The sequence below is a fragment of the Nocardia mangyaensis genome, assembly GCF_001886715.1.
Taxonomy (GTDB): Bacteria; Actinomycetota; Actinomycetes; order Mycobacteriales; family Mycobacteriaceae; genus Nocardia; species Nocardia mangyaensis.
This window is the reverse complement of sequence record NZ_CP018082.1, coordinates 6110183-6134845: the sequence shown is the minus strand read 5'-3', so window position 1 is coordinate 6134845 and position 24663 is coordinate 6110183. Positions and strand designations below refer to the sequence as shown.

The following is a 24663-nucleotide window of genomic DNA, read 5'->3' as shown; positions in this document are numbered from 1 at the left end:
AACCAGCCGCTTGCGAATGGAACCGGAACCGACATGATCCGCTTTGGACACCTGCTCGACGCCCGAAGATCCGCAGCCTGGACCATGATTGTCACCTGCGGCGCAGTGGCTCTCGTTGTCGCGGCTATGGCAGCGCTCTATACCGCGCTCCCCGCTATAGCCTTGGACACGGGCGCGGATCAAAACGCGCTTACCTGGATAGTCGACGGCTATACGCTGGTGCTTGCTTGCCTCGTGTTGCCAGGGGGAGCGATCGGCGATAGATATGGCCGTCGACGTGTTCTGACGGCAGGCTTGGCCGTATTCGCGGTCGCTTCTCTGGTGCCCGTGCTGGTCGATGCCCCGATATGGCTCATGCTCTCCAGGGCTGTGGCGGGAGCCGGAGCCGCTTTTGTCATGCCTGCGACTCTCTCGCTTCTGACCGCAAACTTACCGGTGGACAAGCGGGAGTACGCGGTCGGGGTGTGGGCAGGTGTCGCCGGTTCCGGCGGAGTGATCGGTATGGTCGGATCCGGTCTGCTCCTCACACGTTGGTCATGGCACTCGATTTTCGTCGGCCTGACCGTCGTCGCACTGCTGCTGTTGGTGCTTGGTCTCACCGTCCCTGATTCACAGGACACCGATTGCCCGCGGCTGGAGGTTCGCGGCATGTTCTTGGTGGTACTGGCGATCGGGACGACGGTGTTCGCGGTCATGGAGGCTCCGTCGCGTGGTTGGACCGATGGCTGGGTCTTCGCCATGGGAGCGACTGGCGCAATGAGCGTCGTGGCCTTCATCGTCACTGAACTCCGTGTCGAGCACCCCTTGCTTGATGTACGGCTGTTCCGCCGCCGAGGCTTCTCGAGCGGTGCGTTGTCGATAACTATTCAATTCCTCGTGACTTTCGGTGTGATGTTCCTGCTGGTGCAGCATTTCCAGCTCATCTTGGGGTTCACGCCCCTGCACTCGGCCTTGGCGCTTGCCCCGATGGTTGCTCCCCTCATCGTGATGTCGCTCGTCTCACCGATGATCGCCGCGCGGCTGGGGCTCCGGGTGACGACCACGACCGGGCTACTTACCATCGCTGTCGGCTTGTTGGCCCTCCAGCGACTCGACACCGGTTCGTCTTACCTCGATGTGCTCTGGCCGCTGCTGATCATGAGCGCTGGCCTGGGCATGTCGGCCGCTCCCGCCACCAACGCGATCATGCTCGACACGCCCTTGGAGAAACATGGGGTATCAGCTGCGGTCAACGACGCAACTCGAGAGATCGGCGCCGCAGTCGGTGTCGCCGTCGCCGGCAGCATCCTGTCGGCGAACTACACGTCGAGAATCGCGGAGGTGTTACCCCGCCTTCCTGAGCCTGCTCGTGCCCCGGTGCGGAGTTCGCTGGCTGGTGCACTCGAAGTCGCTGAGCGCGCGGGGGCTGCGGGAGAGCCCCTCGCCGAGTATGCGAAAGCCGCCTTCTGGGATGGAGTTGAACACTCCGCGTTCGCCCTGGCCGTGATCAGCCTCGCAGGCGCGCTGATACTCATCCCGCTCTCTCCTGGACGCACAGTCGACGAAGGCCACAAATTCAGTTGCGTTCGCCGGGGCCGTCGAAATCGTCTGCGACGCCTCCGGCTTACGCGTGGTGTGAGGTTCCCCCCGAATGGTGGACAGGGAGGCTATGCGGCTCAGGCTACTGCCGCTGAGAGCGACCGCTCGTAGCTGTCAGGACTTTGATTCCCAATCGCGGAGTGCCGCCGAGTAGTGTTATAGAAACTCATCCACATGTCAACTGAAGCAACAAGTTCGGCCTTCGTAGCGAACGCGTGCCGGTAATAGTGCTCATGCTTGAAACTCGACCACAGCGATTCGGCGGGGCTGTTGTCCCAACAAATCCCTGTCGCACCCATCGATCGCAGCAGACCGTGCCGGAAACAGGCGCGCGCGGTCAGATGCGCGGTGAACTCCCCACCACGGTCCGAATGCAAGATCGTGCCCCGGCAGTGCCCACCACGTGCGGCGACGGCGGCGTCGATGGCCTCGGTGACCATGTCGGCACCGATATGGTCGGCCAGGCTGTAAGCGAGCACTTTGCGGGTGTGTCCGTCGCGGATCGCGCACAGGAACATGTCGCCTTCACCGCAGGTCAAGTACGTGATGTCGGTGGTCCATACAGCGTCGGGGCGGCCTTGGTCGAACCGGCGTGCCACCCGGTCGGGCGGGAACGACGCGTCCGGGTCCTGCACCGTGGTTTTCACTTTGAAGGTGCGGGGACTGATGCCCTCGACCCCGATTTCAGCCATGATCTTGGCGACGGTATTCGCTGAGACTCGCATCCCTTGATCGCGCAGTTCGCCGGTGATTCGTGGTGATCCGTAGGTGCCGTGGGAATCGCGGTGAACGGTCAAGATCTTCGTTTCCAGGTCCGCGCGCCGCTGCTGGCGATCGGTGAGAACGGTCCTCGCCCTGCGTTTCACGTAGGCGTAGTAGCCGGCCTTGGATACTTTCAGCAGACGAGCCATTCGCGGGATCGAGAATCGTTGCCCTTCGGGTAGGGCGGTGCCTGCGGTTTCGGTGATGTTCTCGGGGCAGGCGTACTTGACCATCAGCTCGAACCGGGCCGGTTCTGACCCATCGCGGCAAAGTACGCCGAGGCTTTTTTCAGGAACGCAATGTCCTTGTCCTGCTCGGCAACTCGCTTCCGCAAGGCGAGGAGCTCGGCTCTCTCGGCGGCTTGCAGGGGTGTTTCGCCAGCGGCTTGCGCGGCGTCGAGACGTCGTCGTTCGTCTTTGACCCAGTTGCTGAGTAGTCCGTCGTTGATGCCGAGTTCGCGGGCGACTTCGGCGATGGTGCGACCGGTATCGATTACCCGGTGGGCGGCCTCGACCTTGTACTCGGCCGTGAACGACCGGCGTTTACGAGGAGGCATGCGGACATCCTTTCAAACAGACCAGATGGTCTGTCAAGTCGGTGTCCACTACTCAGGGGGAACCTCAGTGCCCGGAGGAAGCGGTTGGAGTCAATGCCTACCATTGAACCGGCGCAACGGTAAGCCGAACGCACTTTCCGGATCCGTCCACACTTGCGGACCGCTTCAGGGCGTCAGCAGAACAGCCAGTCGGGAGCGAACTTTGGTGATGAACTCTCGTCGCCGACGTGCTCTCGGGTGGTCGGCTAATGGCACATGCCCGATCTGAGTGACTGCCCGGCTGTCGTGGTGTCCGGCCCCGAGAGTGGGCCCCCTTCCTGGTCTAGTCGTCGGAGCCTGAGCCGTTCGGGGCTCCTGCAGGTTTGGGTGACAGCGCCCTAGTCTGCAGCAGCGCCGCTTGGATCAACGGATCGAGCTGGGAGGCACGCTTCCGATCCTCCTTGCGCGTTGCTAGCAAGATTGACCCGGTGGCGGCCTGCACGGTGCGCCAACCCACCCGTACTTGGCCTTGTAGTGCCCTGCTGTAGTGCCCTGCTCGGGGCGTCACGCCGGATCACGGCATGCGGGCTCGACCTTCGACTGACGGGCAATAGCCAACCTCTTACGCGCAAGGTCCGAGATGAAGCACACGCGTCCTTCCACCGCAACCAACGTCGTGACGTCAATTTGCCGAACGCTCCAGCCACTTCCTCGCCCAGGCGTCGCTTCCGCCTGAAGACCGGACCTGACGCACTTTGTTGATTGAGCCCGTCTCGGATGCGCTGGCGCGCTCGATAGTTGATTATGTGGCCAGTGTCTCTGATCTTGGAGTGACGGGGTCCCGTTCCCGCACATGGACGGACTGTTGGTCGATGCGGTTCGTGGGGTCGGGTCCGTGGTGCGTATCGACGCCGCAACTTTGCGATGCGGTGGCGCTCTGCCCGAGTGGCTCAGCACCGTCTCGGTGGATTCACGGCCGTATCGGCGGCAACTGGCCGATACCTCGGTCACTGCCAGCGAAGCGGTGATCATGTCGCTCGTCAGCAGATTGTTCTGCGACAACATCGACTTCGGAAAGGCTTTCGCCGAGCAAGTACCTTGGCTCGCCGCACGCTGCGGGCGATGGACGTTGTTCTGCAGCGGGTGTTGAAAGCGGTGGCGTTAGTCCCGGGTGGCCGCCCGAGAGCGCCGTTGGACTGGACATCTCGCGGCACGGACCGGATAACCCTGCTCCGCAATGTTCGTGCAATCCCTGACCCGCCGCAGCCCAACTATGCGCGGACGGCTCCGCGCTATGCCATGGACACCGCTACGCCACGATCCTGATCGCATGGAATCTCGCCGCCCGATCGACGTGCTCACAGATCGCAGCGCCAAGACTCTGAGAATATGGTTACAGACCCTTCTTGACATCGAGATCATGTGCCGCGACCGGGCCGGCCCCTACTCCGGAGGTGTGGCCAGCGGGGCGCCAGTAGGATTCCAGGTCGCTGATCGGTGGCACATCTGGGAGAACCTCGGTGACGCCCTCGAACGCGCTATCGCACCGCGCCGACACTGCCTGACCGCCGCGGCGGGCTGCCTCGATGACGCCCCCGCAACTAGCCGATATCGCCGAGGTCTCCGCAGGCTTGCATCGTGGTCCGGTCGAGCCAGGTCTGCGCCAAGACAGGGTCGCGATCCGATGCCAGCAGCGTTTCGCCCGAGGTCCAGGAATCAATCATCTACGAGTTCAAGCCCTATCTCCTCAGCGGTGGAATAAGGGATGCACCCGACGCCGCCCTGCTGTTTGACGCGATCACCGCCTGCGGCTATCGAAGTCAGCCGAACCTCGTCCGCGCCTATCAGACCTTCCGCGATGCCGCTCACATCACCGGGTCCCCAATTATGACCGAACCTGCTCGCATAGACCCAAATGACCAGTGGCGCTTCGACATGACTCTACCGCCAGCCCGGATTCAACGCACCGCTGGTCACGTTCGTTCGCCACGATCATCAAGGAGCTGTGTGAGAGGCGACGCCACCTTCGGCGAATCCTTCTGAGCGGCTGAGTAATTCACACAGTCGAATTACGAAATAGTGCCAGATCCCTGATTCGGCCGGAATTGAACCTGGCACCGATGGAAGTGAGCGGCCCGCGGAAGTAGTCCGCGACTGCCCACGCGATCGCCAGTTTGCGGTACGCGGCAAAGAGTGGTTTACCCAGGGATTTCTCGTAAACCTTGCGGTGGAACTTGTTGTGGGCCTGCTCCATTTCGGCAGTCCGACACCGGGCGCCTGGCGGTGCGGGATGAAGAGGCCGTTCCCTATGAAGAGGCCGTTCCCTGGTAGCCGCCGTCGGCGATCACCATCGCGGTGCGGCAGGCGTCGGCGCCGGATTCCGTCCAGGCTTGCGGTGCAACGGACGTCCGATCCCGACGACGACTTCGTTATCGGCGTCGATGACGACCAGATGGTGGGTCGAGTACCAGTGGTTCCTACTCGGTGCGGCAATGTGCGGTCGCAGGTCGAACCAGATGCTGACCACCGTAAGCGCCACACCATGCGGGATCGGACCGGGGTCGCAGCGCCAACGTAGTACCAGGTCGTCGATCACCGGGCTTTGGCCGGCTTCCATTCCGAATACCGCCGCGGGTTGACGCATCGTCAGATGCGTCCGCAGTACCTGGCCACCAGCAACACCCGGCCTTCGAAACACAACTCCCGATGTCGGCCCCGCAACGACCGGTCGGCGCCCTCGTGCGGAAGCCGTGTGGTCGGGCGAGCGAACATGCGTGGCCACAGCCCGGAGATCAACTCCATCAACGAATAAGCCGCCGAGTTGCCACCCCCAGAACAATACTCACTGCTAGTCGAACGAATCATGGACAGCCGTTAGGAGGAGCTCATCGGCAAAGCCGCCAGGGGCCTTGTTGTTTGCCGGATCAACTCTGTCCGATGAACCAACGACTTATGCGGTGACCACCTTCAAGGTCGAAAGTCCGCGAAAAGACAGCCCGGTGCGCCAGCGGGGCTGCTCGACCAGCCGAAGATTCGGAAATCGGGACGCCAGGAACGGGAACAATATTGACCCTTCGAGCCGTGCAAGCGGTGCGCCGAGGCAGAAATGGATGCCGGCCCCGAACGACAACGGCGGGACCCCGGTTCGGGTGATGTCGAGACTGTCGGGGTCGTCGAACCGATCCGGGTCTCTGTTGGCTGCCCCAAGCAGGATCAGTACGACCTGACCGGGATGTAAATCAACTCCCGCCAGTCGCGTCGGCTGGAGCACCGTACGCCCGTTGGTCTGGACGGGGGACTCATAGCGCAATAGTTCTTCGACTGCGTTGCTCGCCAACTCTGGCCTGGCACGAAGTTCGCGCATTTGGTCAGGGTGGGCGAGTAGCGCGGCGACGCCGTTGCCGATCAGGTTCGTGGTGGTCTCGAACCCTGCCGCAAACAAAAGAATCGCGGTGCCGACGCATTCGTCGTCGTCTAGGATGTCGTCGCCATTCGCGACGGCGAGTCGGCTCAGTAGGTCATCGGTAGGGCGGGCGCGTTTGACCGCCAACAGGTCAGCGAAATATACGGCAAGTTGGTCTTCGGCGTCGCAGGCTGCTGTCAAGGCTGCGATATCGGCACCGGGTTCGAGCGAGGCCAGCAGGGCCCGCACCAGTGGGGCTGCTACCGCTCTATCAGTAAAGGGCACCCCGAGTAGATCTCCAATCACATTCACGGGCAGCGGGAGCGCCAGATCGTTGATGATGTCGACGGAGACCCGTGCTTCCATGACATTGAGCAAGTGATTGACCTGTGTGACGATGCGGCCGCGCAACTCGTCGATGTGCCTCGGGGTGAACACGTCGGCGACCAACCGACGCAGCCGGTGGTGGTCAGGAGGGTTGCGGAACAGCATGGTGCGTCGGAACCGGTGCATGGCCTGATGTTGCAGCTCTTCAGGAATGTCGGACAAGCCGAAGCCCAGCGACTCGTCGGCCTTGCCGAGGCTGCGGTCGCGGAGCGCCGCCGCGCAATCGTCGTAGCGGCTCAATACCAGCACCCCCGATCGTGTAACCAACACTGGTTGCGTCTGGCGCAGCCGCCGGAACGCCTCATAAGGTCCGGCCGAGCCGTGATCGGTTAGCAAGGCGTCCAGGAGCAGTGCTCGCTCGCTCGGTACAGTCATGCCTGTCTCCTTGCACTCACCGGCGACTGCAAGAAATGTTTGACATCGACCACAATGAACAGTGCTGTGGCCGTGACAACCAAATGTCCCCCTGCATCCTCGATTCTGGCCCCGAGATGTAATTTCCGGCCATCTCGAGACCGTAGTTCGGCGTGCAGGGCGTAGGGAGTGTCGAGCTGGACCGGAGCAAGATAGTCGAGGTCGAGATGGCGCGTCACGGCGAGTTCGCCGACGGTGTATAGCAGGAAACCGAACAGGTCGTCGACTACTGTCGCCACAGCGCCCCCGTGCGCTATTCCGGGCGCTCCTACATGACGTCGATCGAATCGGTGGTGAGCGACCACGCCGCCTGCGCAGCGCTGGGCCGTCAGAAAATGCCCATGCGGGTTGGCCGGTCCACAACCGAGACAGTTGGGATGGTGGGGAGGCAACTCAGCCGATCGAGGTTCCAAAAGTCGGAACGAACGCACCCATTCCTCCAAGTCGGGATCGGACGACCTGCCGCCCGTGTCCGATAGATTGCTCATGGTCAGCCTTCCTGTCGATGAAGCCGCACCCAACATCGATCTCGAGCGTGACCACTATGCAAATACATATCGCGCACGCCAGAGGTGGTGCGCAGCCGGTGGCCCCATTCCACCACCACCGGCGCGAAACGTGCCGTGCACTGGGAGGTGACTCCCATCTTCGTTTGCAGCCTTTCGCCGATGTCGACGTGCACGGTAATGTCGCCGGTGTCGCGAAAGCTTCGCACTATGGGTATCAATGTCCTGCTCCGTCCTACTCAGGACCAGGCATGGAGATAATTCCTAAATCTCGACGATGGTCAGCTCGCCGTTCGCATGCAGGGTGCGCAACCGCTTCTTATCGAACTTGCCGACCGAGGTCTTGGGCACCTCTGCGGTGAAGCTCCAGCGCTCAGGCAGCCACCACGTGGCGACCTTGCCGTCGAGGAAGTCACGCAGTTGGGCAGGTGTTACTTGCCGCCCGTCGCGTACGACGATCACAGCGAGGGGGCGTTCCTGCCACTTCTCATCCGGGACCCCGATTACTGATGCCTCGAGCACGTCGGGGTGACCGGCGAGCAGAAGTTCGAGCTCGACCGAGGAGATCCACTCCCCGCCGGACTTGATCACGTCCTTGGTGCGGTCGGTCAGCGTGACAAAGCTGCGTTCGTCGATCCGGCCGACATCGCCGGTGCGCAACCAGCCGTCCTGGAACTTGTCCCCGCCATCCTCTTCGCCGATGTACGAGCCGGTAATCCAAGGTCCGCGCACTTGCAACTCACCGACGGCTTCGCCGTCATGCGGGAGCTCATTGCCTCCGTCGTCGACGATCCTCAGCTCGACTCCTGCAACCGGACGACCTTGGGTCGCTCGCAGACGCCACCGCTCCTGCGTGTCGAGCGACGCCGGTGGACGCGCGACAGCCGCTAGTGGCGAGGTCTCGGTCATTCCCCACGCCTGTACAACTTGTACGTTGTACCTCTCCTCGAAGGCCTTCATTAGATGAACGGGTACAGCTGAGCCACCGCAAGCGACCAGGCCTAGAGACGAGATGTCGTAGCTGGGGTTGGAATCCAGGAAGTCCAAGACGTCGTTCCAGATGGTCGGGACTGCCCCGGCGATGGTTGCCTTGTGGACGTCGATCAGCCGCACGAGCGGCTCGGCCTGTAGGAACCGGTCAGGCATGAGCAAGTCGGCACCCGCCATGAGTGCGGCGTAGACCAGCCCCCAGGCGTTCGCGTGGAACATCGGGACGATGGGGAGGATTCGGTCATCGCTGCTCACGCTCAGTCCGTCGGCGGCGCAGGCCGCCATCGAGTGGAGGTAAGTCGACCGGTGGCTATAGGCGACACCTTTGGGGTCGCCGGTGGTGCCAGAGGTGTAACAGGCCGCGGCCGCAGACTGCTCGTCGAGGTCTGGCCAGTCGAACGTCTCGGGCTGGGCGGAGATGAACTCCTCGTAATCAACGACTGTCAGTCCCTCACGGTGCAGCGGGGTAAGGTCCACCTCTCCGGTGACAACGATGGTATGCACGCTAGTGAGCTGCAGCAACACTGAGGCCATCATGGGTACCAGGCTTCCATCGACAATCACGACTTGGTCCTGAGCGTGGTTACCGATGTAAACAAGCTGATCGGAGGCGAGCCGTAGATTCAGGGTATGCAGCACCGCTCCCATCGAGGGCACTGCGCAGTAGGCCTCCACGTGCTCCTGGTTGTTCCACATGAGGGTCGCGACGCGCTCATCGCCTGTGATCCCGCAAGCCCGCAATGCGTTGGCCAACTGAGCGGACCTCCGTCCGATTTCGGAGAACGTAGCAACCTTCACGCTTCCGTCAAGTTGCAAAGTCCGCACGGTCGCCGAGCCGTGCACACTCGAGCCGTGGCGCAGAATCGCCGCGGTCGTCAACGGGACGTTCATCATCGTGCTCTGCATAGCATTCCTCATTCAAGAGTGTCTTCGAACGTAGGCGATCTGGGGGTTGATTCGCCGCTGGCCGGCGACATGGGGCTGCTGTCAGCGATCCACAGCCGTCAGCGAACTGGAAGCAGCCTCCAGGGACGCGACCAGGTCCAACTCCAGCTCTGGCAGTTGGCTAGCGGCCGAGGCCACCCCGGCCAGGCGAACTCGTATATCAACGTCGCGGCGGATACCGGCACGCGCAGTGGCGGTCCACGCCTGCGCACAACGGCTGGCCGCTACGGCGAGTTGAGCGGTGGCGGAGTCCCCGGTCAAACGAGCGACATCTGCGCAGCCATCGGCTAGCAAGCGGCGGAACAGCCCGCCGCCAGTACCTGCCTTCTCAATGAAAGCGCTCAGGCTGAACAGGAGAGTCTCGAGGTCGTCCACCGGAAGATCGGCCCAGGTCTGAATGTCGGCCGCCAGCTGCACCGCCGCGGCCAAGCCCTCCGCACCGGATGCCGCTGTCCTGAGATCGACGATCCCGGGTTGCGATGGGCGGCGCATTCCGGCTGCGGACTGTCGAAATGCCTCCGCCGCTACTTCCGCCACGTCCGGCAGCGCACTCGGCCAGCTGATGCGGTATGTACAGTGGCGCGTCGGTTGCGGGAAAGACTTCGATGACCGCGCCCGAGCCAGTGCATCGAGCGGGACTTTCTGCACCTCGGCGCGGTCATTGTCTACGACAAAGGCGATCCCCTCGGCCTCGTCGTGACCGATCACGACGATGTCGTGGCGACTCATCTGGAATTGGACGCGGAGGTACGGCAACTCACCGATATCTCCCCATACCAGGCTGGGTCTGCCTGCTTCGAGCTCGTCGAGAACCCATGACCACCCCTCTCGGGGATCATCGGTCGTGAGAACCTGGACTTGCGCGCCGAGTCGGCGGGGCAGATCAATTTCGAAGTCGGCGCCTCGTCCTACCAGGTACAGCGGTGGAACGAGGTCGCTTGACCGGAGGTATGATAACCCCAGTGCGCCGCCGAGAGCGAACACCAGACCTTCGTCGGGCGGCCCATCCCACCCCAGTCCATGCCAATGCAGAAGATCCCGCATAGCGCCAGAACCGCAGTGTCCCCCCATCTTGTGCGGGTAGTCATCGACCAGGGTCCTGCGGGGCATGTGAATCCTTTCGGGTGAATGAGGGGCCAACGGGGATCGAAGACCGGGTCAGTGGGTCCGGATTCTGTCCAGGTAGGCCTGGCGGGCCGCTGTGTCGACGCCGTCGAGAAATACCGAGTCCGTGCCCAGCGCGGATCCGAGCCTGGCGGTCAGCCAGCCAGGGACGAACTTCATCGCCGCGACCAATACGCCGGCCAGGCGAGTGACGCGTACGAATGGACGCGGGCGCTCGATAAGATCGGCTGTCGCACGCGCGATCTCCTCGGGCTCGGCATTGCGCAGTCCCTTGGCACCAGCGGTTCCCGCGACGAGCTCGGTGTTGGTGAATGTGGGCCTAACGGTGGACAGCTCGACGCCTGACGTGCGGTACTCGTGCCGTGCCGCCTCGGTGAATCCGATGACCGCGAATTTGGTACCGCAATACGTCGCCAGTCCAGGCACAGCGAGCTCGCCGGCCAGCGACGCGGTGTTGATGATGTGCCCAGCGCGCCGCGGCAGCATTCGCTGAAGGGCTAGTTTGGTCCCAAAGACGACTCCCAGGACGTTGATCTCGACCTGCCTCCGGGTCACCGTGTCGTCTTCCTCGTGTACGTGACCAGTGGGCATGATGCCCGCATTGTTGATCAGCACGTCGAGGGGGCCGAGCTCTTCCTCGACCAGCTCGAGAAATTGCCGAAACGAAGTGGGGTCGGTTACGTCGAGGTGGGTAACGATCTTCACGCCGAGTTCGGTGGCGGCCTCCTGAGCGCGCTTCTCATCGACATCGCCGATGGCGACGCGGTGGCCTCGTCGAATCAGCTCCTTCGCGGTCTGGTAGCCGATGCCGCGGGCCCCGCCGGTGATAGCTACGGTCTTTGCGGCGGTGCGGGCACGGTGTGTCGTCACTTGCTGTTCTCCTTGTTGAGGCCGAGGCGCTGCCATAGGCCGCGACCGGCCGCCGCGCGCAACACTCTTCCGGCCATGGCCGCGCGCCGCGGGGTGTACGGGTACCAGGTGAGTTCTCGCGACAGGACAGGGATCCGTGGCTCTGTCACTGCCTGTACCCGGCAGTACTTGCGTAGCCCGTGAGCTCCGCCGAGCCGAGCACCGATGCCCGAGGCCTTCCATCCACTGTGCGGCAGTGTGGTGGCGAACAGGTTGCTGAAGACATCATTTATGTTGACAGCTCCCGCGTTTAGCTGTAATGCGATGCGCTGAGCACGAGCATGGTCTCGGGTCCACACCGTCGCAGACAAGCCGTACGCCGAGTCGTTGGCCAGGCGGATGGCCTCGTTCTCATCCGCGACCTGCATCACCGGAATCGTGGGACCGAAGGTCTCCTCGGTCATGCAGGCCATCGTGTGGTCGACACCGACCAGGACCGTCGGAGCGTAGTAGTTTCCGACCGCACTCCGAGTTCCGCCAGCCAGAACCCGCGCACCTGCCACCACTGCCTCGCTGACGTGGCGATCGGCAATGTCGACCTGCCTCGCGGTGACCATTGCGCCCACGTCGCGACCGGCCGCACCATGGGCGAGGGACCGCACACGTTGGGTCAGCCGCGCCACGAACTCGTCGTAAACCTCAGATACCACATACACCCGCTCGACAGAGATGCATACCTGTCCCGCGTTGAACAGAGCGCCCCACGCGATTCCCTCCACCGCACGAGCAAGGTCGGCGTCCTCCAGCACGATCGCCGGATCTTTGCCGCCAAGCTCCAGACTCATCGGCTTCAAATGCTCGGCGCAGCGGATCGCGACCGCACGCCCGGTGGCGGTCGAGCCGGTGAACTGTACAAAGTCAGAGGCATCGACCACGGCTGCGCCCGAATCGCCATCACCTACAACGTGCGCCAGAACCGCGGGGGCGCCGATCTCGTGCCAGCCCTCGATGATCCGCGCGCATGTCAGCGGCGTCTCCTCCGAGGACTTCGCCAGGACCGCGCAGCCTGCTGCCAGCGCGGGCGCTGCGTCCATGAGGAAGAGGGTGATCGGGAAGTTCCACGGCATGATCATGCCGACGACCGGGAAGGGGTGATAGGTCGTAGTGAGTCGTTTCGACAAGGTCAGCAGGCTCGAGGACCTGACCTGCTCGCCGGCGAGAAACTTCGCGGCATGGTCGGCGTAGTAGCTGATGAACTCGCACGATGCTGTCGTCTCCACCAGGGCGTCGGGACGCACCTTGCCTGTCTCGGCTTGCAACAAGTTGGTGAGCTCGTCGGTGTGATCAAGGATCCAGTCCCGCCAGCGATGCAGCCATTTGGCGCGTTGCCGTGGGCTGGCTTCGGCCCACCCGACCTGAGCGTCTCGAAGATCAGCAGCGACGAGACTTACTGTCTCGCGGTCGTCGACAGCGACGGTTGCGATGAGCCGACCGTCGGCGGGGTTGCGCACGTCCATGACGCCCGCTGGGATCGTCGCGCTCATCGGACCTCCGTAGGTGAATGGGGATCGCGGGCGATCCCGTCGGGATGGGTGCGGTGGGCGGGTGTATCGGTGAAAGCGTCAGCGATCACGTGGGGCCGCTTGAAGATAAGAGGCCCATAGGTGCGGCGAAGTTCGGCCAGGATCGCGTTCAACGGCAAGTCGTCGTAGACGCCCCGCTCGCGGACGTACTCCATATGCTCGGCTCCGTCGGCAGAAAAGGCGTGCAGTAGTGCATCGCGATCGCCGTCGAAATCCACCGGCGGCACACCGAAACGCGCACACAACTCGGTGTTGAACGCGGGCGTCGCCTTCAACCACCGGCCGTCGATATTGAGGAGGCTGTAACCGTGATAGACGAACAGGTCTGTGCCACCCATGAGCGCTCGCAACGCGTCTGTCTGCAAGTGATTGCGGACGTCAGCGAAGCCAAGCACCGCAGGGATCCCCGCCGCACGGCACACCGCGGTCAAGAGCACCGCCTTCGGGACGCAATAGGCGCGCCCGGACTCGAGGACGAAGCTCGCGCGATAGTGGGCAGGGTCGTCAGACACCGTGTAGGGGTCATACCAGACCCGGTCGCGAACGGCGGCGAAGAGACGGTTCGCCTTCTCTCGGCCGGTGCTCGCGTCGCCGATCACAGTGGCGGTGAACTCCCGGACTAACTCGTGCTCGATGTCGAGGAAGTCGGTCGCTGCCAAGAATGTCATCCGGTCCGTTTTCATCTGTGCTCCAGGTCTATCGGCAATCCGTCGACGGGAATTGGGAGCGAGGTGTTGTCCCACCTGGCTTCATACTGGTCAGGGACCGTCCAGGTGTAGGTTCGCAGCATGTGATGCAGGATCGCCTTCACCTCGAGAGTGCCGAAATGCAGGCCGATGCACTTGTGCACGCCTCCTCCGAAGGGGATCCACCCGAGGCGATGATTCCGGTCCTCATGCCGCGGCTCGGTGAAGCGGTCAGGGTCAAAAGTGTCGGGATCGGTCCAGTACGACTCATCGAAGTGGTTCACCGCCGGAGCCACGGCTACCAGTGTGTTTGCGGGGATTTGGTGTCCGGCGATTTCGACATCCTCGATGGTCTTACGCATCATGATCGGCACGGGCGCCACCAGCCGCAGCGTCTCCTTGATCACCAGGTCGAGAGTCTTCAGCGCGTCCAGGTCGTCGATAGTTGGGCGACGTCCGCCCAGTTGGTCGGACTCGGCCCGAGCCCGTTCCTGCCAAGCTGGATGCTTGGCGAGGAAGTAGACGGCAGCGGTGCTGGTGATGGTCGAGGTGTCGTGTGCCGCCATCATCAAGAAGATCATGTGGTTGACGACGTCCTCATCGGTGAAAGCTTGACCGTCGGCCGTGCGGGCATGGCACAGCGCCGCAAAAAGGTCCTCTCCCTGGGCGCTCCGCGCCGCCGGCAGGTGGAAGGTGAAGTAGTCCTCCAGGAGCGCACGCCCACGGACTCCGGCCCGCCACCGAGTCCCCGGCAGCGGGAAACGGATGATCGAGCTGGCCGCACGCACGGCCGCCACGAAGGCGTCGTTGATGGCGTCAGTGTCCTCACTGCCACCCCGATCCGCCATGAAGACCTTCGTTGCTACGTCAAGGGTCAGGCTCTTCAGCAGTGGATAGATGCGTGTGGACTGGCCCGCTGGCCACGCGGGAATACCGGTCTCGAGCGGCGGCCCGAGCTGGTCCACATAGGCGGTCAGGCGGTCGCGGGTGAACGCCTCCTGCATGATTCGTCGATGCATCCTGTGCTCGTCGAAGCTCATCAGCATCAGACCCCGGTGAAAAAAGGCGTCGATGAGATACGCCCACCCGTCCTGTGAGAACGATTTCGCCTTGACGGTCAGCGCCTCCTGCATGGCATCTGGACCGGCCACCATCACAATCTTCGTGCCGAAGGCGCCCATCCATGAGACGGGCCCGAATCGCTGGTACCTGGCCCGGGTGAAGCTGGATCCGAAACGGATGTAGTCCAGGGTGTGACCGAGCACAGGCAGACCAGCGGTCCCTCGGATCGGCTTGAGGCCCGACCCTGCGGGGGGCATTGCCAGCTCACGGACAGGCCACTGATCACTGGCCCGCAGGAGGGCCACATCGACCCGGCTCGGCAGTGGCGCCAGGAGGACTGACGAGAGTCGCTCCCGACTCTTCGCCAGCGGCAGATGGATGGCGTACGTCACTGACATTCCTTTCTGAATGCTGTTCGCACGCAGTCGTCGTGCGAGTCGCCCGAGAGTCGGTCACTCAGGGCGAGCCAGCGAGCACCAGTTCTGCCCGGCTTATGCGAAGCTGCTGGGTGATGGCCCGCTTGCTGAAGATGAAGTCACGGGGGCGATTGATGCAGTCGGCGGCAATCAGCTCGCCAGCACGGAGGTAGAAGCATGTGAATTCGCGGCCCCGGGTAGGATCTCCGCTGAGTACGACTTCGTCGTAGCCGGTGTTTAGACCGGCGATCTGGAGCTTGAGATCGTATTGATCCGACCAGAACCATGGAAGCGCAGCTATGTTCTTTGACTTCCCGCAGATGGTCGCGGCAGCGACCTTGGCCTGCTCGCCCGCGCTGGGTACAGATTCCAGGCGTATGCGACGGCCGTAACGGGCCATGTCGTGACTGGCGCAGTCCCCAGCGGCCATGATGTTGCGGTCGCTGGTCCGACTCTGGCCGTCGATCACGACCCCGTTGTCGACCAGCAGACCCGCGTCGGCGGCGAGTTCGGTATTCGGCTCCACGCCGATGCCGACAATGACGAGGTCGGCAGGAATTGATTCGCCGCTGGACAGGAATACCTCTCGGATCCTGACGTCTCCGGATAGGGCCTCGACTAGCGCGCCTGTTCGGATGTTCACGCCCTCCTGTCGGTGAATTCGGTCGAAGAACGCGGATACCTCGGGGGCTGTGACCCGTTCGAGGACGCGTTCGGTAGCCTCGAGCACAGTGACCTGCAGACCCAGCGCACGCAACGAGGCGGCCGTCTCCAGTCCGATATATCCGCCGCCGATGATCACGACCCGGCGCCCCGGGCTGCTTTCCTCTCGGATCATCTCGACGTCCGCCGCGGAGCGTAGGTAATAGACACCGGCCAGGTCGACACCGGGCACGGGAAGTCGACGGGGGCGAGCGCCCGTGCACAGTGCGAGCTTGTCGTAGGGCACTTCCTCGCCGGTGCTCAGTGAGAGCAGGCCAGCCGAGCGGTCGATCGCCTCCACCGTTGCATCCACGAGGTGGATATCCTGCTTGTTATAGAACTCGGCGCTGCGAATCGCGAGCTCGTCGAGGGTGTGCTTCCCTGCCAGGTATGCCTTCGACAGCGGAGGGCGGTGGTATGGTAATACCGCTTCTTCTCCAATGATGGTGATCTCGTCGGTCCATCCTTCTTGGCGCAGACTGCCGGCGAGTTGGACCCCGGCGTGGCTGCCCCCGACGATGACGGCCCGCCGCGTGGTCATATGCTGGTTTTCGGGGTGAGACGGACCATCATCTTGCTGATGCCCCGCACAAAGTTGGACTGCACGTACTCGGGCTCCTCGACAACCTCGATATTTTCGAAGCGAGGAAGTAGCTCCTCCCAGAGGATCCGCAGCTGCAGCTCGGCGAGCCGGTTGCCCATACAGCGGTGAACACCGAAGCCGAAGGCTATGTGGTTGCGGGCGTTGGACCGGTCGATGATGAACTCGTCGGGGCGTTCGAATACTCGCTCGTCGCGGTTGCCCGAGGCGTACCACATCACTACCTTGTCACCCTTGCGGATGAACTGCCCGTTAAGAACGGTGTCAGCTCTGGCGACACGGCGCATGTAGGCAAGCGGAGTTTGCCATCGGATGATCTCCGAGCACATGTTGGGGATCAGGTCGGGGTTCGCTTTCAGCTTCCCGAACTGTTCAGGGAAGCGGTTGAGCGCAAGAACGCCACCGCTCATCGAGTTCCGGGTCGTGTCGTTCCCTCCGACGATCAGCAATACGAGGTTGCCCAAGAACTCCATCGGGCGGTCGATCAGGTCCTTGGTATTTTCATTGCTTTGCAACATCGTGATCAGATCGAATCCGGGCTGCTCCCCAGCGGCTGTCCGGGCCGCTTTGTCGTGCCAGAGAGCGCTGAGACCTCTCGCCATGTCGCGCATGCCGGGGAATACCTCATCGTTGTCCGATGGCCCACCGTTGGCCTGCTCCAGCGAGGTTGCGAGGTCCGACCAGTAGACGAGCTTGTGACGTTGCTCGTACGGGAAATCCAGCAGGGTCGCAAGCATCCGCGCGGTCAGTTCGATCGAGACGTTCTGCACCCAGTCGAACGGCTTATCTACGGGTAGATCGTCGAGCACCTCTTGGACGCGCGATCGAATCAGGCCCTCCATCTCGCGCAGGTTCTTCGGCGCGACCACGCCTTGAACAGCGGCCCGCTGTGCGTCGTGTCGTGGCGGGTCCATCGCGATGAACATCTCGATATCGAGGAAACGGGGCGGAGCCCCGATAACGATGAACGGCTCAGCGGAGAAGAGTTCGTGGTTCTTGTCGACGGCCACGATGTCAGCATGCCGTGTGACGGACCAGAACGGACCGAACTGACTGTTGGGCTGATAGTGGACCGGAGCCTCGTTTCGCAGGCGCGCGAAGTAGGACTGCCAGCGGCCCTGGCGGTACAGGAAAGGGTTGCTGAGGTCGATGTCGGCGAGCGCGACTTCTTCGACTGGCGGGATGGGCCTCTCGACGAAGAGCTTCTCCCCGTTCGTTCCGGTCATCCATCGGCGAGTCTTGTCATATAGGTGTGCACCCTGGATCTGTAGATCCATCGGGATGGTCGACTGAACCTTGGCGGTGATTGCTCCGGGAATCTTCATCGCGTCGTATCCGTTTCTCGCCGTTACATCTGGAACTCGGGTAGGTGGACGATCAAGCCGTCCCAGGCCGTCGACGCCATCATCTGGCACGACAGCCGGGAGGTCGGCTGGCGCTCGGGGTTCATCGCGAGCATCTCCTCCTCATCGGCGCCGGAACGTCCGACCTGCTCGATCCACTGCGGATCGACAACCACATGGCAGGTGCCGCAGGCAGCTTCGCCTCCGCAGTCCCCGTCGACGCCGGGCACAGCGTTGTTGGTCGCGACCTGCATCAGCGACTGGTCTTCCTCGATCGGCGCCTCGTGCTTCTCGCCGTCGTGGGAGACAAAGGTGACAACTGCCATAGCCAACTCCTCGATGCGTTGTCCTCAATGTGACTTGGTCCAAGTGTTGTCGAACACGGGTTCGGAGGCTATGTTCGGCAGAGTCAGAAATTTGTGAATTCGGCTCAGAGAGACCATGGTGAACCTCAACGACGAGGGCGTGCCTCCGCTCATGTTCGTGCAACTGCTCGAGAGCCAAGCGCTCGACCCGGACGCCGCCGCTCGGCTTCGCGACATCATGGCTCGCGAAGGAATTGACGAGACGACGTTGATCCAACGCAATATCCAGGCCCCGATACGGTGGTTTCGCGAGGTCTACCCTGCACTCGATGTCGACCAGGCAACTTCGCTCGGCTTCGCGTTCGCCGAACAAGCTCAGTTGACGTCCTTCGGCCCATTGAGTTTTCCGCTGGTCAGCGCAGGCTCGGTAGCTGAGATCGTGGAGCTGCTCACCTATCTGCCTTTGATATCGACGGCTCTCAGTCCGCAGTTCCACCCAAGTGACGAGGGACTCACCGTCGGGCTCGCCGCGCACACAGGCGATTCGGCGCTGAACTGCCTGGTCGTCGCGTATAGCGGGTCGGCACTCCTGCGCCTGCTCGACATGCTGGCCGGCGATATGCCGACCGTGACACTCCATCTGAGCTGGTCAGCGCCGACCTTTCTAGCCGATAATGAGGATGCCCTAGCTGGGCGTTTGTTCTTCGACGCTCCGACGTCATTCCTTGGTGTCCCGGCGGACACTCTCAACGAGGTATGCAGGTTCTCCGATCCGGTCGCCTATCGACTTGCCATCGTGGATCTGAAACGAACCCTCGATCAGCGAAGTAGAACCATGTCTTTCTCGGAGAAGGTACGACGGCTGCTGGAGGAAGATCCTGGAAAGCGGAGTAAAGACTGGGTCGCACACGAGCTGTCGATATCGACTAGCACACTCAAGCGGCGCCTATCCGAGGAGGGGACCACCTTTCGCGAGTTGCGCGAATCATTTCTGCGTGACCGTGCGATGCTGCGGCTACTCGACCGATCGATGTCGGTGAGTGAGATAGCTGCCGATCTCGGATATAGCGACCTCGCGAACTTCTCGCACGCCTTCAAGCGATGGACCGGTCGCTCTCCCAGCGAATTTCGACACGAATAGCACCACCCGTCCCGTCGCTGGTGGATGGAGTCTGCGCGATCTGGTGCAGATCGGTTGGGGCTGGCGCCAGGCAGGAACCCGCTGCGGCATATGACAAAAAACTGGCGACTTTGCCGAAACCGTGCAGAACTTTGCCGAACTCGTTGCTGCAGCCAACGGCTATCAGCGGCGTAGCCAACACCTAACACGGCGAGTAGTGAGTCGGCACCGGTCTGAATGATCTCAGCGCGTTGCCACCAGGATCCTGCCGGTGACGGCTGGGCATGAGATGGACGGAGTCGAGTCTCTCAATCGTGAAGCGCATCGACTCGGTTAGCCAGCCCTAACTGAGCCAGTTACATTGCGATGCAGGACTGCAGCACGAATCGATCGTGCCCCGCATCCAGGGCCGGTGTTGACGAGAAGGCGACGATCGGTGCCGAACCGACGGTCTTACCCGCTAGGTGGAGGGGATCGCCGGTGAGCTGGGTACTTGATCTTGTCGGCCTGCTTCGAAGCGGCTCACCCGTTATCCACGGGCGGGTATTCGGTCACTGGCACTGATCGACGGTCGGTCCCGTTTCCGACCGCGACCCTTGGGCGGGTAGCGAGAAAGTTGTCGACCAGTTGGGCGCAGTCGTCATGATCGATGGTGCGTAGTCCGGTGAGGCGCGCGAACACGATCGGGCCGAGGAGTTCGATGATGGCGAAGGTGGTGTCGAACTCGCCGAGCATCGCCCGCGCGTCGGGGCCGGTGAGGATCCGGTCGAACGGTTGGCGATATTGCTCGATGACGCGGGCACGCAGCGAGGTGACCGCTGCCGGGTCGGTGTGGTCGTCACCGATCGTTCCCATAGCCAGCCAGGCCAGCGTGGTCATCTGCACTGGGGCTTGTTCTACGAGGTCCGCCTGAGTAGTGAGTAGCGCGATGAGTTGATCGCGCACGGGCCCGTCGCCGGTCGGTGTGTCGACATGGGGAAGCAACCGTTCGAAAGTTGCCGCGAGCAGTTGGGTGGTGCTGCCGAAGTGTCGATAGAGAGTGGCGCGCGCGACCTTCGACACGCGGGTGACGGCATCGACTGTGACCGCTTCGACCCCGCCGGTGGACAGCAGATGACTGGCCGCGTCGAGCAACCGGTTGCGGGACCGCGCCAGCCGAGGATCGGCCTGCTCGTCGGCTACGGTGCGCGGATCGGCCGCGGCAGAGTCCGGCTCTGTCATGGCCGCCCTTTCCTCGATTCGTATCGCTCAATTTGATCGTGCGTGGACGTCATCTCGCTCGCCGACCCACTATGATACTAATAGTCTCACACAGAGACTATCGATCTACAACGGCGGGAGGTGCACCGGTGAACACTTCCCGGACGGGCGCTGTCGAGATCGCCCGGTGGACCAGGGCCCAATACTGGGTGCTGGCAGTATCGTGCCTGGGGGTGGCGCTGGTCGTCGCGGCCATGGCGGCGTTGTACTCGGCGTTGCCTCAGATTGCAGTCGCGACCGGGGCGACCCAAGCCCAGCTCACCTGGATCGTTGACGGCTACACACTGGTGCTGGCGTGTCTGGTGTTGCCCGCCGGAGCCATCGGTGACCGCTATGGGCGCCGCACGGTGCTGGTGGCGGGACTGGCGGTGTTCGCGGCCGCCTCGGCGTTGCCGCTGGTGCTGACCGACCCGGTGTGGCTCATCGCGGCACGCGCACTCGCCGGTGCTGGCGCAGCGTTAGTGATGCCATCGACCCTGTCGATTCTGACCGCAGGCTTCGCCCTAGCTCATCGCGGCCGAGCGGTGGGGGTATGGGCGGGCGTCGCCGGATCCGGAGCTGTTCTGGGGATTCTCGGTGCCGGGATGTTGCTTGAGCGGTGGTCGTGGCAATCGGTATTTGTCGGGCTGACCGTGGCGGGGATTGTGCTGGCCGGATTGGCTTGCACGATCGCGGAGTCTCGCCAGCCCGAGCATCCGCCGGTGGACGGAATTGGCGCGGCGACGGTGGCTGTCGCGATCGCGGCGATCGTGTTCGCCGCGGTCGAGGTTCCCGCACGCGGCTGGGCCGACCCGCTCGTCGCTGTCACCGCCGGTGTCGGAGTCGTGGCGGCGGTGGCGTTCGTGGCCGTGGAGCTACGGATCTCGGCACCACTGTTAGACGTGCGGTTGTTCGGACGCCGAGGCTTCGGTGCTGGCTCCCTGTCCGTGACCATTCAGTTCCTGGTCACCTTTGGGGTGTTCCTACTGTTGGTCCAGTACCTACAGCTGATTCTCGGATACGGGCCGCTGGCGTCGGCCCTGGCACTGGCGCCGATGGTGGCGCCGCTGGCCATGATTTCCGTAATCGCGCCTTGGCTCTCGAGCATGGTGGGATTGCGGGTGATGACCGTGACTGGCCTCCTCACCATCGCTGCCGGGCTGGTGCTGGTGAGCCGGTTGGACCTCGCCGCGAACTACCTCGACCTACTGTGGCCGCTGCTGATCATGAGCGCGGGCCTGGGATTGTGTACCGCCCCGGCGACTTACGCCATCGTCGCCGACACCCCCGAGGCCAAACACGGGGTCGCCGCGGCGGTGAATGATGCCGCCCGCGAGATCGGCGCCGCGATCGGGATCGCCGTGGCCGGCAGCGTGCTGGCCGCTGGCTATACTCAGCGTATCCAGCCCGCCCTACCCCGCCTGCCCGAGTCCGCTCGCGAACCCGTTGCCGATTCCCTGGCCGCCGCCCTGCAGGTCGCCGAAAAGGGCGGACCAGCGGCCCAGCCGCTAGCCGAGTACGCCAAGGCAGCGTTCGTGCACGGCAGCGGCGAGGCCGCGCTGGTGTTGGCTGCTATTACCGCCGCAGGCGCGATCGTGCTGGCTGTGCTTGCACCCGGGCCCACCACTCGCCGATGCCGCGCACAACCCTCGTGCACGATGGCTCCTGCCTCTCGCACGTCCCCTACCCGCGAAGGACGCCCGGCATGACGGCCTATCGCACGATCCTTGTGGATACCGATGGATCCGATCGCTCCTACCGCGTGGTCGACCGCGCCGCCGAATTGGCCCACGCCACCCACGCCCGACTGGTTATCGTCGGCGTCCGCCACCACATCGACGAACGCACACTCGGAGTTGACCTCGACCGGCTGGGACCCGAGGCCTACCGGCTGCGCGGCACCAACCCGGTCGAAGCGATATTGCGCACGGCCTGCCAGCACGCCCTAGCGCACGGCGCCATCGACATCGACACCCGCATCTTGTCCGAACCCACTTTGCGTGCCCTATTGCGCCTTGCCGCCACTGCGGCGCCGGACCTCATCATCACCGCCGACTTGTGCCGGTCGACTCCGCTGGCCCGGCTGCTGTCCGATACACCGACCGAGCTCGCACGCAGAGCCCACTGCGACATCCTTATCGCCACCACCCAGTGACACACATATGCAGAAAGCACCCATGAGCCGCACATCCGATACCACAAGATCCGTATCGTCCGAGGCCGAGGAGAGTACGCCCCTCTTCCCTGTGGTTCCGCCGGAATGCCAAGACTTGCCGCCCCATCATGATCATTGCCTCGGTTGCGGGCCAGCCAATCCGCACGGCCACCAGTTGAGCGTCCGACGTGACGCGGAAGGTGTCTACGCCCGTCACACGTTTGACTCCCGCCACGTTGGCGCCCCAGCGATCGCCCATGGCGGCGCAGTCGCAACCGTCCTCGACGACCTGTTCGGGTTCCTCCTCTACACCGTGGGAGAACCAGCCGTCACCCGCCACCTCTCCATCGACTACCTCTCCCCGGTTCTACTCGACACCCCGTATATCGCCCGCGCCCATCTTCATTCCCGCCAGGGTCGCAAACTAAACCTTCGGGCCACCATCGAAGACGACCATGGCCACATGGTTACAACCGCTACCGCCCTCTTTCTCGTCGTTAACATCGACCACTTCTTCCGGGCCTCACAGCGTGCCACCTCTTCACACGTGCCACCAACGGCCTAAGCGGCGATCATGTACTGTGGCCGGCGCGATCAGGCGATGAGGACGACTTGGGTCGGGACCGCTATGCCGCCAGCGCAGTCTGGGGTGCAGGCTGCTGTGGGTCGGTGACCTACGGGCTTCGCTCACGAGTATGCGCTGTTTGACACGATCCGCCAAAACACTACGCACAGGATGCGGCTGTTATGACTCTAATGGGCACGCACGGTCCGGAAATCCCGGAAACGCCAAGCTTCGGTGGCCTCGTGACCGCCGATGACATGGTCGCTGCTCGGAAACGATTAATGGAATTCACCGATGAAGACGAGGCATTGCTGCGGCAGTTTAGCGGAGTCGCGACACCCGGTATGGCTGAGATCGTCGACGAACTCCGCGCCTACCTACACGAACACCGGGACACTGCCGCACTTCTTTCTGGGCGCGACACTGAGGAACAGGTCGAACATCTTCGAAGCGATCACCTTTCCGGTTTGACGGCGGGAACCGTCGATGCTGACTATCTCATCGAGCGTATGCGTATGGGCGCGCGTCACGAGCGACTCGGCGTGAATCCGACATGGCTTCTCGGCGCGTACAATCGGTTTCTTTGCTCTGCTGCGAGCCGGATCTGTGAATCCAGCTCATCTTCCGATCCCGAGCGTGCGTTGGCGACGTTGCTGGCGCTACAAAGGCTGGTGTTCCTCGATATCGGCCTCGCCGCCGACATCTACCTCGCCAAACGCGAGCACCCGAATCGCGAGCAGCAGAGGGCGGTGAGCGAACTCCCGACTCCGGTACTGCAGTTGATCCCAGGGCTTCTGGTAGTCCCGATCGTAGGAGAATTGGACGATCGCCGGGCTCTTAATTTGACCAATCAGCTGATGGTGCATATCCGCAATTCGAGGGCGCAGGCCGCCGTCGTCGATATCACCGGACTGCCGTCGATCGATCTCGACGTTGCTGCCCATCTGATCACAGCAGTAAAAGCATGTGCGCTTTTGGGTGCGGAGGTTATTTTCACTGGGCTTTCCGCCGAAGTCGCCCGGACGCTTGTCGACATCAGTCCACAGAAAACTACGCTCATTACATTTGTCGACTTGCAGAGTGGGGTCGAGCATGCCACACAGACGCTTGGGTACGAGATGGTGATGACGAGGCCATTACGCAATACCTGATTTGGCGAAGTGCTTGGCCAGTTGCGCAGTCCCGGCTGCGGTGGGCGATCCGGCTCACCAGCCTGTGTACGTGCCGACGCGGTGCTGATTGCGAAGTAAGTCCGCCGTCGGTGAAGATGCTCCAACAGCGGCGTTCGCGCGCACCGCCAAACATGCCGCGCGCAGTATTTGCGGTGGGCCACCGCTGGTATCGTATGGAGCTTCGGCGGCATTCGAGTTCGGGTACCGGTCCTCATAGCTC

General features: G+C 62.9%; 24 protein-coding genes and 1 pseudogene. 9 read left to right on the top strand and 16 right to left on the bottom strand.

What is annotated here, in order from left to right; genetic code table 11:
* Positions 1-33: 33 nt before the first annotated feature.
* Positions 34-1689 (top strand): MFS transporter, encoded by a 1656-nt coding sequence (locus BOX37_RS27905; RefSeq protein WP_071930223.1) that lies wholly within the window; start codon positions 34-36, stop codon positions 1687-1689.
* Here the strand turns inward: BOX37_RS27905 and BOX37_RS27900 are convergent.
* Both BOX37_RS27900 and BOX37_RS27895 read right to left on the bottom strand, forming a co-directional pair.
* Positions 1656-2573 carry an IS3 family transposase gene (locus tag BOX37_RS27900; protein WP_071928054.1) on the bottom strand — a complete coding sequence of 306 codons (918 nt, stop codon included), beginning with the start codon at positions 2571-2573 and terminating at the stop codon, positions 1656-1658. The genes BOX37_RS27905 and BOX37_RS27900 overlap by 34 nt on opposite strands.
* Entirely contained in the window at positions 2573-2896 is a 324-nt protein-coding gene (locus BOX37_RS27895) for a transposase (RefSeq protein ID WP_071928053.1), read from the bottom strand. Before BOX37_RS27895 ends, BOX37_RS27900 begins: the two co-directional genes overlap by 1 nt.
* 832 nt (positions 2897-3728) lie before the next feature.
* Between BOX37_RS27895 and BOX37_RS27890 the strand changes: the two genes are divergently transcribed.
* The 3 genes and pseudogenes from BOX37_RS27890 to BOX37_RS35600 all read left to right on the top strand — a co-directional run bounded on the left by BOX37_RS27890 (position 3729) and on the right by BOX37_RS35600 (position 4918).
* A complete protein-coding gene (locus BOX37_RS27890; protein ID WP_071930222.1) occupies positions 3729-4025 on the top strand; it encodes a hypothetical protein in 297 nt (98 codons plus the stop codon).
* A gap of 87 nt (positions 4026-4112) precedes the next feature.
* Positions 4113-4418 (top strand): annotated as a pseudogene (locus BOX37_RS36315) (transposase); the annotation flags it as partial.
* 95 nt (positions 4419-4513) lie between these two features.
* Complete coding sequence (locus tag BOX37_RS35600; RefSeq protein ID WP_240505078.1) at positions 4514-4918, top strand: hypothetical protein; 405 nt, start codon at positions 4514-4516, stop codon at positions 4916-4918.
* A 13-nt stretch (positions 4919-4931) separates the two neighbouring features.
* On the opposite strand, the gene BOX37_RS27880 is transcribed toward BOX37_RS35600, so the two are convergent.
* The 13 genes from BOX37_RS27880 to BOX37_RS27820 form a co-directional block, all read right to left on the bottom strand.
* Positions 4932-5129, bottom strand: coding sequence for a hypothetical protein (locus tag BOX37_RS27880; protein WP_067645175.1), 198 nt, complete (start codon positions 5127-5129; stop codon positions 4932-4934).
* Between the two features lie 90 nt (positions 5130-5219).
* Positions 5220-5519 (bottom strand): hypothetical protein, encoded by a 300-nt coding sequence (locus BOX37_RS27875; protein ID WP_156910580.1) that lies wholly within the window; start codon positions 5517-5519, stop codon positions 5220-5222.
* 306 nt (positions 5520-5825) lie between these two features.
* Positions 5826-7040, bottom strand: a complete 1215-nt coding sequence (locus BOX37_RS27870) for a cytochrome P450 (protein WP_071930219.1) — start codon at positions 7038-7040, stop codon at positions 5826-5828.
* Complete coding sequence (locus BOX37_RS27865; protein ID WP_071930218.1) at positions 7037-7567, bottom strand: PaaI family thioesterase; 531 nt, start codon at positions 7565-7567, stop codon at positions 7037-7039. Before BOX37_RS27865 ends, BOX37_RS27870 begins: the two co-directional genes overlap by 4 nt.
* A gap of 282 nt (positions 7568-7849) precedes the next feature.
* Entirely contained in the window at positions 7850-9481 is a 1632-nt protein-coding gene (locus BOX37_RS27860; RefSeq protein WP_071930217.1) for a long-chain fatty acid--CoA ligase, read from the bottom strand.
* An 81-nt stretch (positions 9482-9562) separates the two neighbouring features.
* Positions 9563-10630 (bottom strand): BtrH N-terminal domain-containing protein, encoded by a 1068-nt coding sequence (locus BOX37_RS27855; RefSeq protein ID WP_062984879.1) that lies wholly within the window; start codon positions 10628-10630, stop codon positions 9563-9565.
* Positions 10631-10678: 48 nt separating this feature from the next.
* Positions 10679-11515 carry an SDR family oxidoreductase gene (locus tag BOX37_RS27850; protein WP_062984877.1) on the bottom strand — a complete coding sequence of 279 codons (837 nt, stop codon included), beginning with the start codon at positions 11513-11515 and terminating at the stop codon, positions 10679-10681.
* A complete protein-coding gene (locus BOX37_RS27845) occupies positions 11512-13038 on the bottom strand; it encodes an aldehyde dehydrogenase family protein (protein WP_071930216.1) in 1527 nt (508 codons plus the stop codon). The genes BOX37_RS27850 and BOX37_RS27845 overlap by 4 nt, the downstream gene beginning before the upstream one ends.
* Entirely contained in the window at positions 13035-13760 is a 726-nt protein-coding gene (locus BOX37_RS27840) for a transglutaminase domain-containing protein (RefSeq protein WP_067488028.1), read from the bottom strand. Before BOX37_RS27840 ends, BOX37_RS27845 begins: the two co-directional genes overlap by 4 nt.
* Positions 13757-15217, bottom strand: a complete 1461-nt coding sequence (locus BOX37_RS27835) for a cytochrome P450 (RefSeq protein WP_084761049.1) — start codon at positions 15215-15217, stop codon at positions 13757-13759. The genes BOX37_RS27840 and BOX37_RS27835 overlap by 4 nt, the downstream gene beginning before the upstream one ends.
* 64 nt (positions 15218-15281) lie before the next feature.
* On the bottom strand, positions 15282-16484 hold the full coding sequence (locus BOX37_RS27830; RefSeq protein WP_071930214.1) for an NAD(P)/FAD-dependent oxidoreductase: 1203 nt from the start codon (positions 16482-16484) through the stop codon (positions 15282-15284).
* The gene (locus BOX37_RS27825; RefSeq protein WP_071930213.1) at positions 16481-17869 is read right to left on the bottom strand and encodes a cytochrome P450; all 1389 of its coding nucleotides are present in this window, start codon (positions 17867-17869) and stop codon (positions 16481-16483) included. Before BOX37_RS27825 ends, BOX37_RS27830 begins: the two co-directional genes overlap by 4 nt.
* A 23-nt stretch (positions 17870-17892) precedes the next feature.
* The gene (locus BOX37_RS27820) at positions 17893-18213 is read right to left on the bottom strand and encodes a 2Fe-2S iron-sulfur cluster-binding protein (protein ID WP_019050196.1); all 321 of its coding nucleotides are present in this window, start codon (positions 18211-18213) and stop codon (positions 17893-17895) included.
* A gap of 118 nt (positions 18214-18331) precedes the next feature.
* Between BOX37_RS27820 and BOX37_RS27815 the strand changes: the two genes are divergently transcribed.
* On the top strand, positions 18332-19333 hold the full coding sequence (locus tag BOX37_RS27815) for a helix-turn-helix domain-containing protein (protein ID WP_067488327.1): 1002 nt from the start codon (positions 18332-18334) through the stop codon (positions 19331-19333).
* Between the two features lie 501 nt (positions 19334-19834).
* On the opposite strand, the gene BOX37_RS27810 is transcribed toward BOX37_RS27815, so the two are convergent.
* Positions 19835-20533: a TetR/AcrR family transcriptional regulator gene (locus BOX37_RS27810; protein ID WP_067645158.1), complete on the bottom strand. Its 699-nt coding sequence runs from the start codon at positions 20531-20533 to the stop codon at positions 19835-19837.
* Between the two features lie 128 nt (positions 20534-20661).
* Between BOX37_RS27810 and BOX37_RS27805 the strand changes: the two genes are divergently transcribed.
* From BOX37_RS27805 to BOX37_RS27790, 4 genes are all read left to right on the top strand, one after another.
* Entirely contained in the window at positions 20662-22260 is a 1599-nt protein-coding gene (locus BOX37_RS27805) for an MFS transporter (RefSeq protein WP_071930212.1), read from the top strand.
* Positions 22257-22706 (top strand): universal stress protein, encoded by a 450-nt coding sequence (locus tag BOX37_RS27800; protein ID WP_022565929.1) that lies wholly within the window; start codon positions 22257-22259, stop codon positions 22704-22706. Before BOX37_RS27805 ends, BOX37_RS27800 begins: the two co-directional genes overlap by 4 nt.
* Before the next feature lie 22 nt (positions 22707-22728).
* The gene (locus BOX37_RS27795; RefSeq protein WP_071930211.1) at positions 22729-23271 is read left to right on the top strand and encodes a PaaI family thioesterase; all 543 of its coding nucleotides are present in this window, start codon (positions 22729-22731) and stop codon (positions 23269-23271) included.
* A gap of 191 nt (positions 23272-23462) precedes the next feature.
* Positions 23463-24422: a protoglobin domain-containing protein gene (locus tag BOX37_RS27790; protein ID WP_167660001.1), complete on the top strand. Its 960-nt coding sequence runs from the start codon at positions 23463-23465 to the stop codon at positions 24420-24422.
* The last annotated feature ends 241 nt before the right edge of the window (positions 24423-24663 follow it).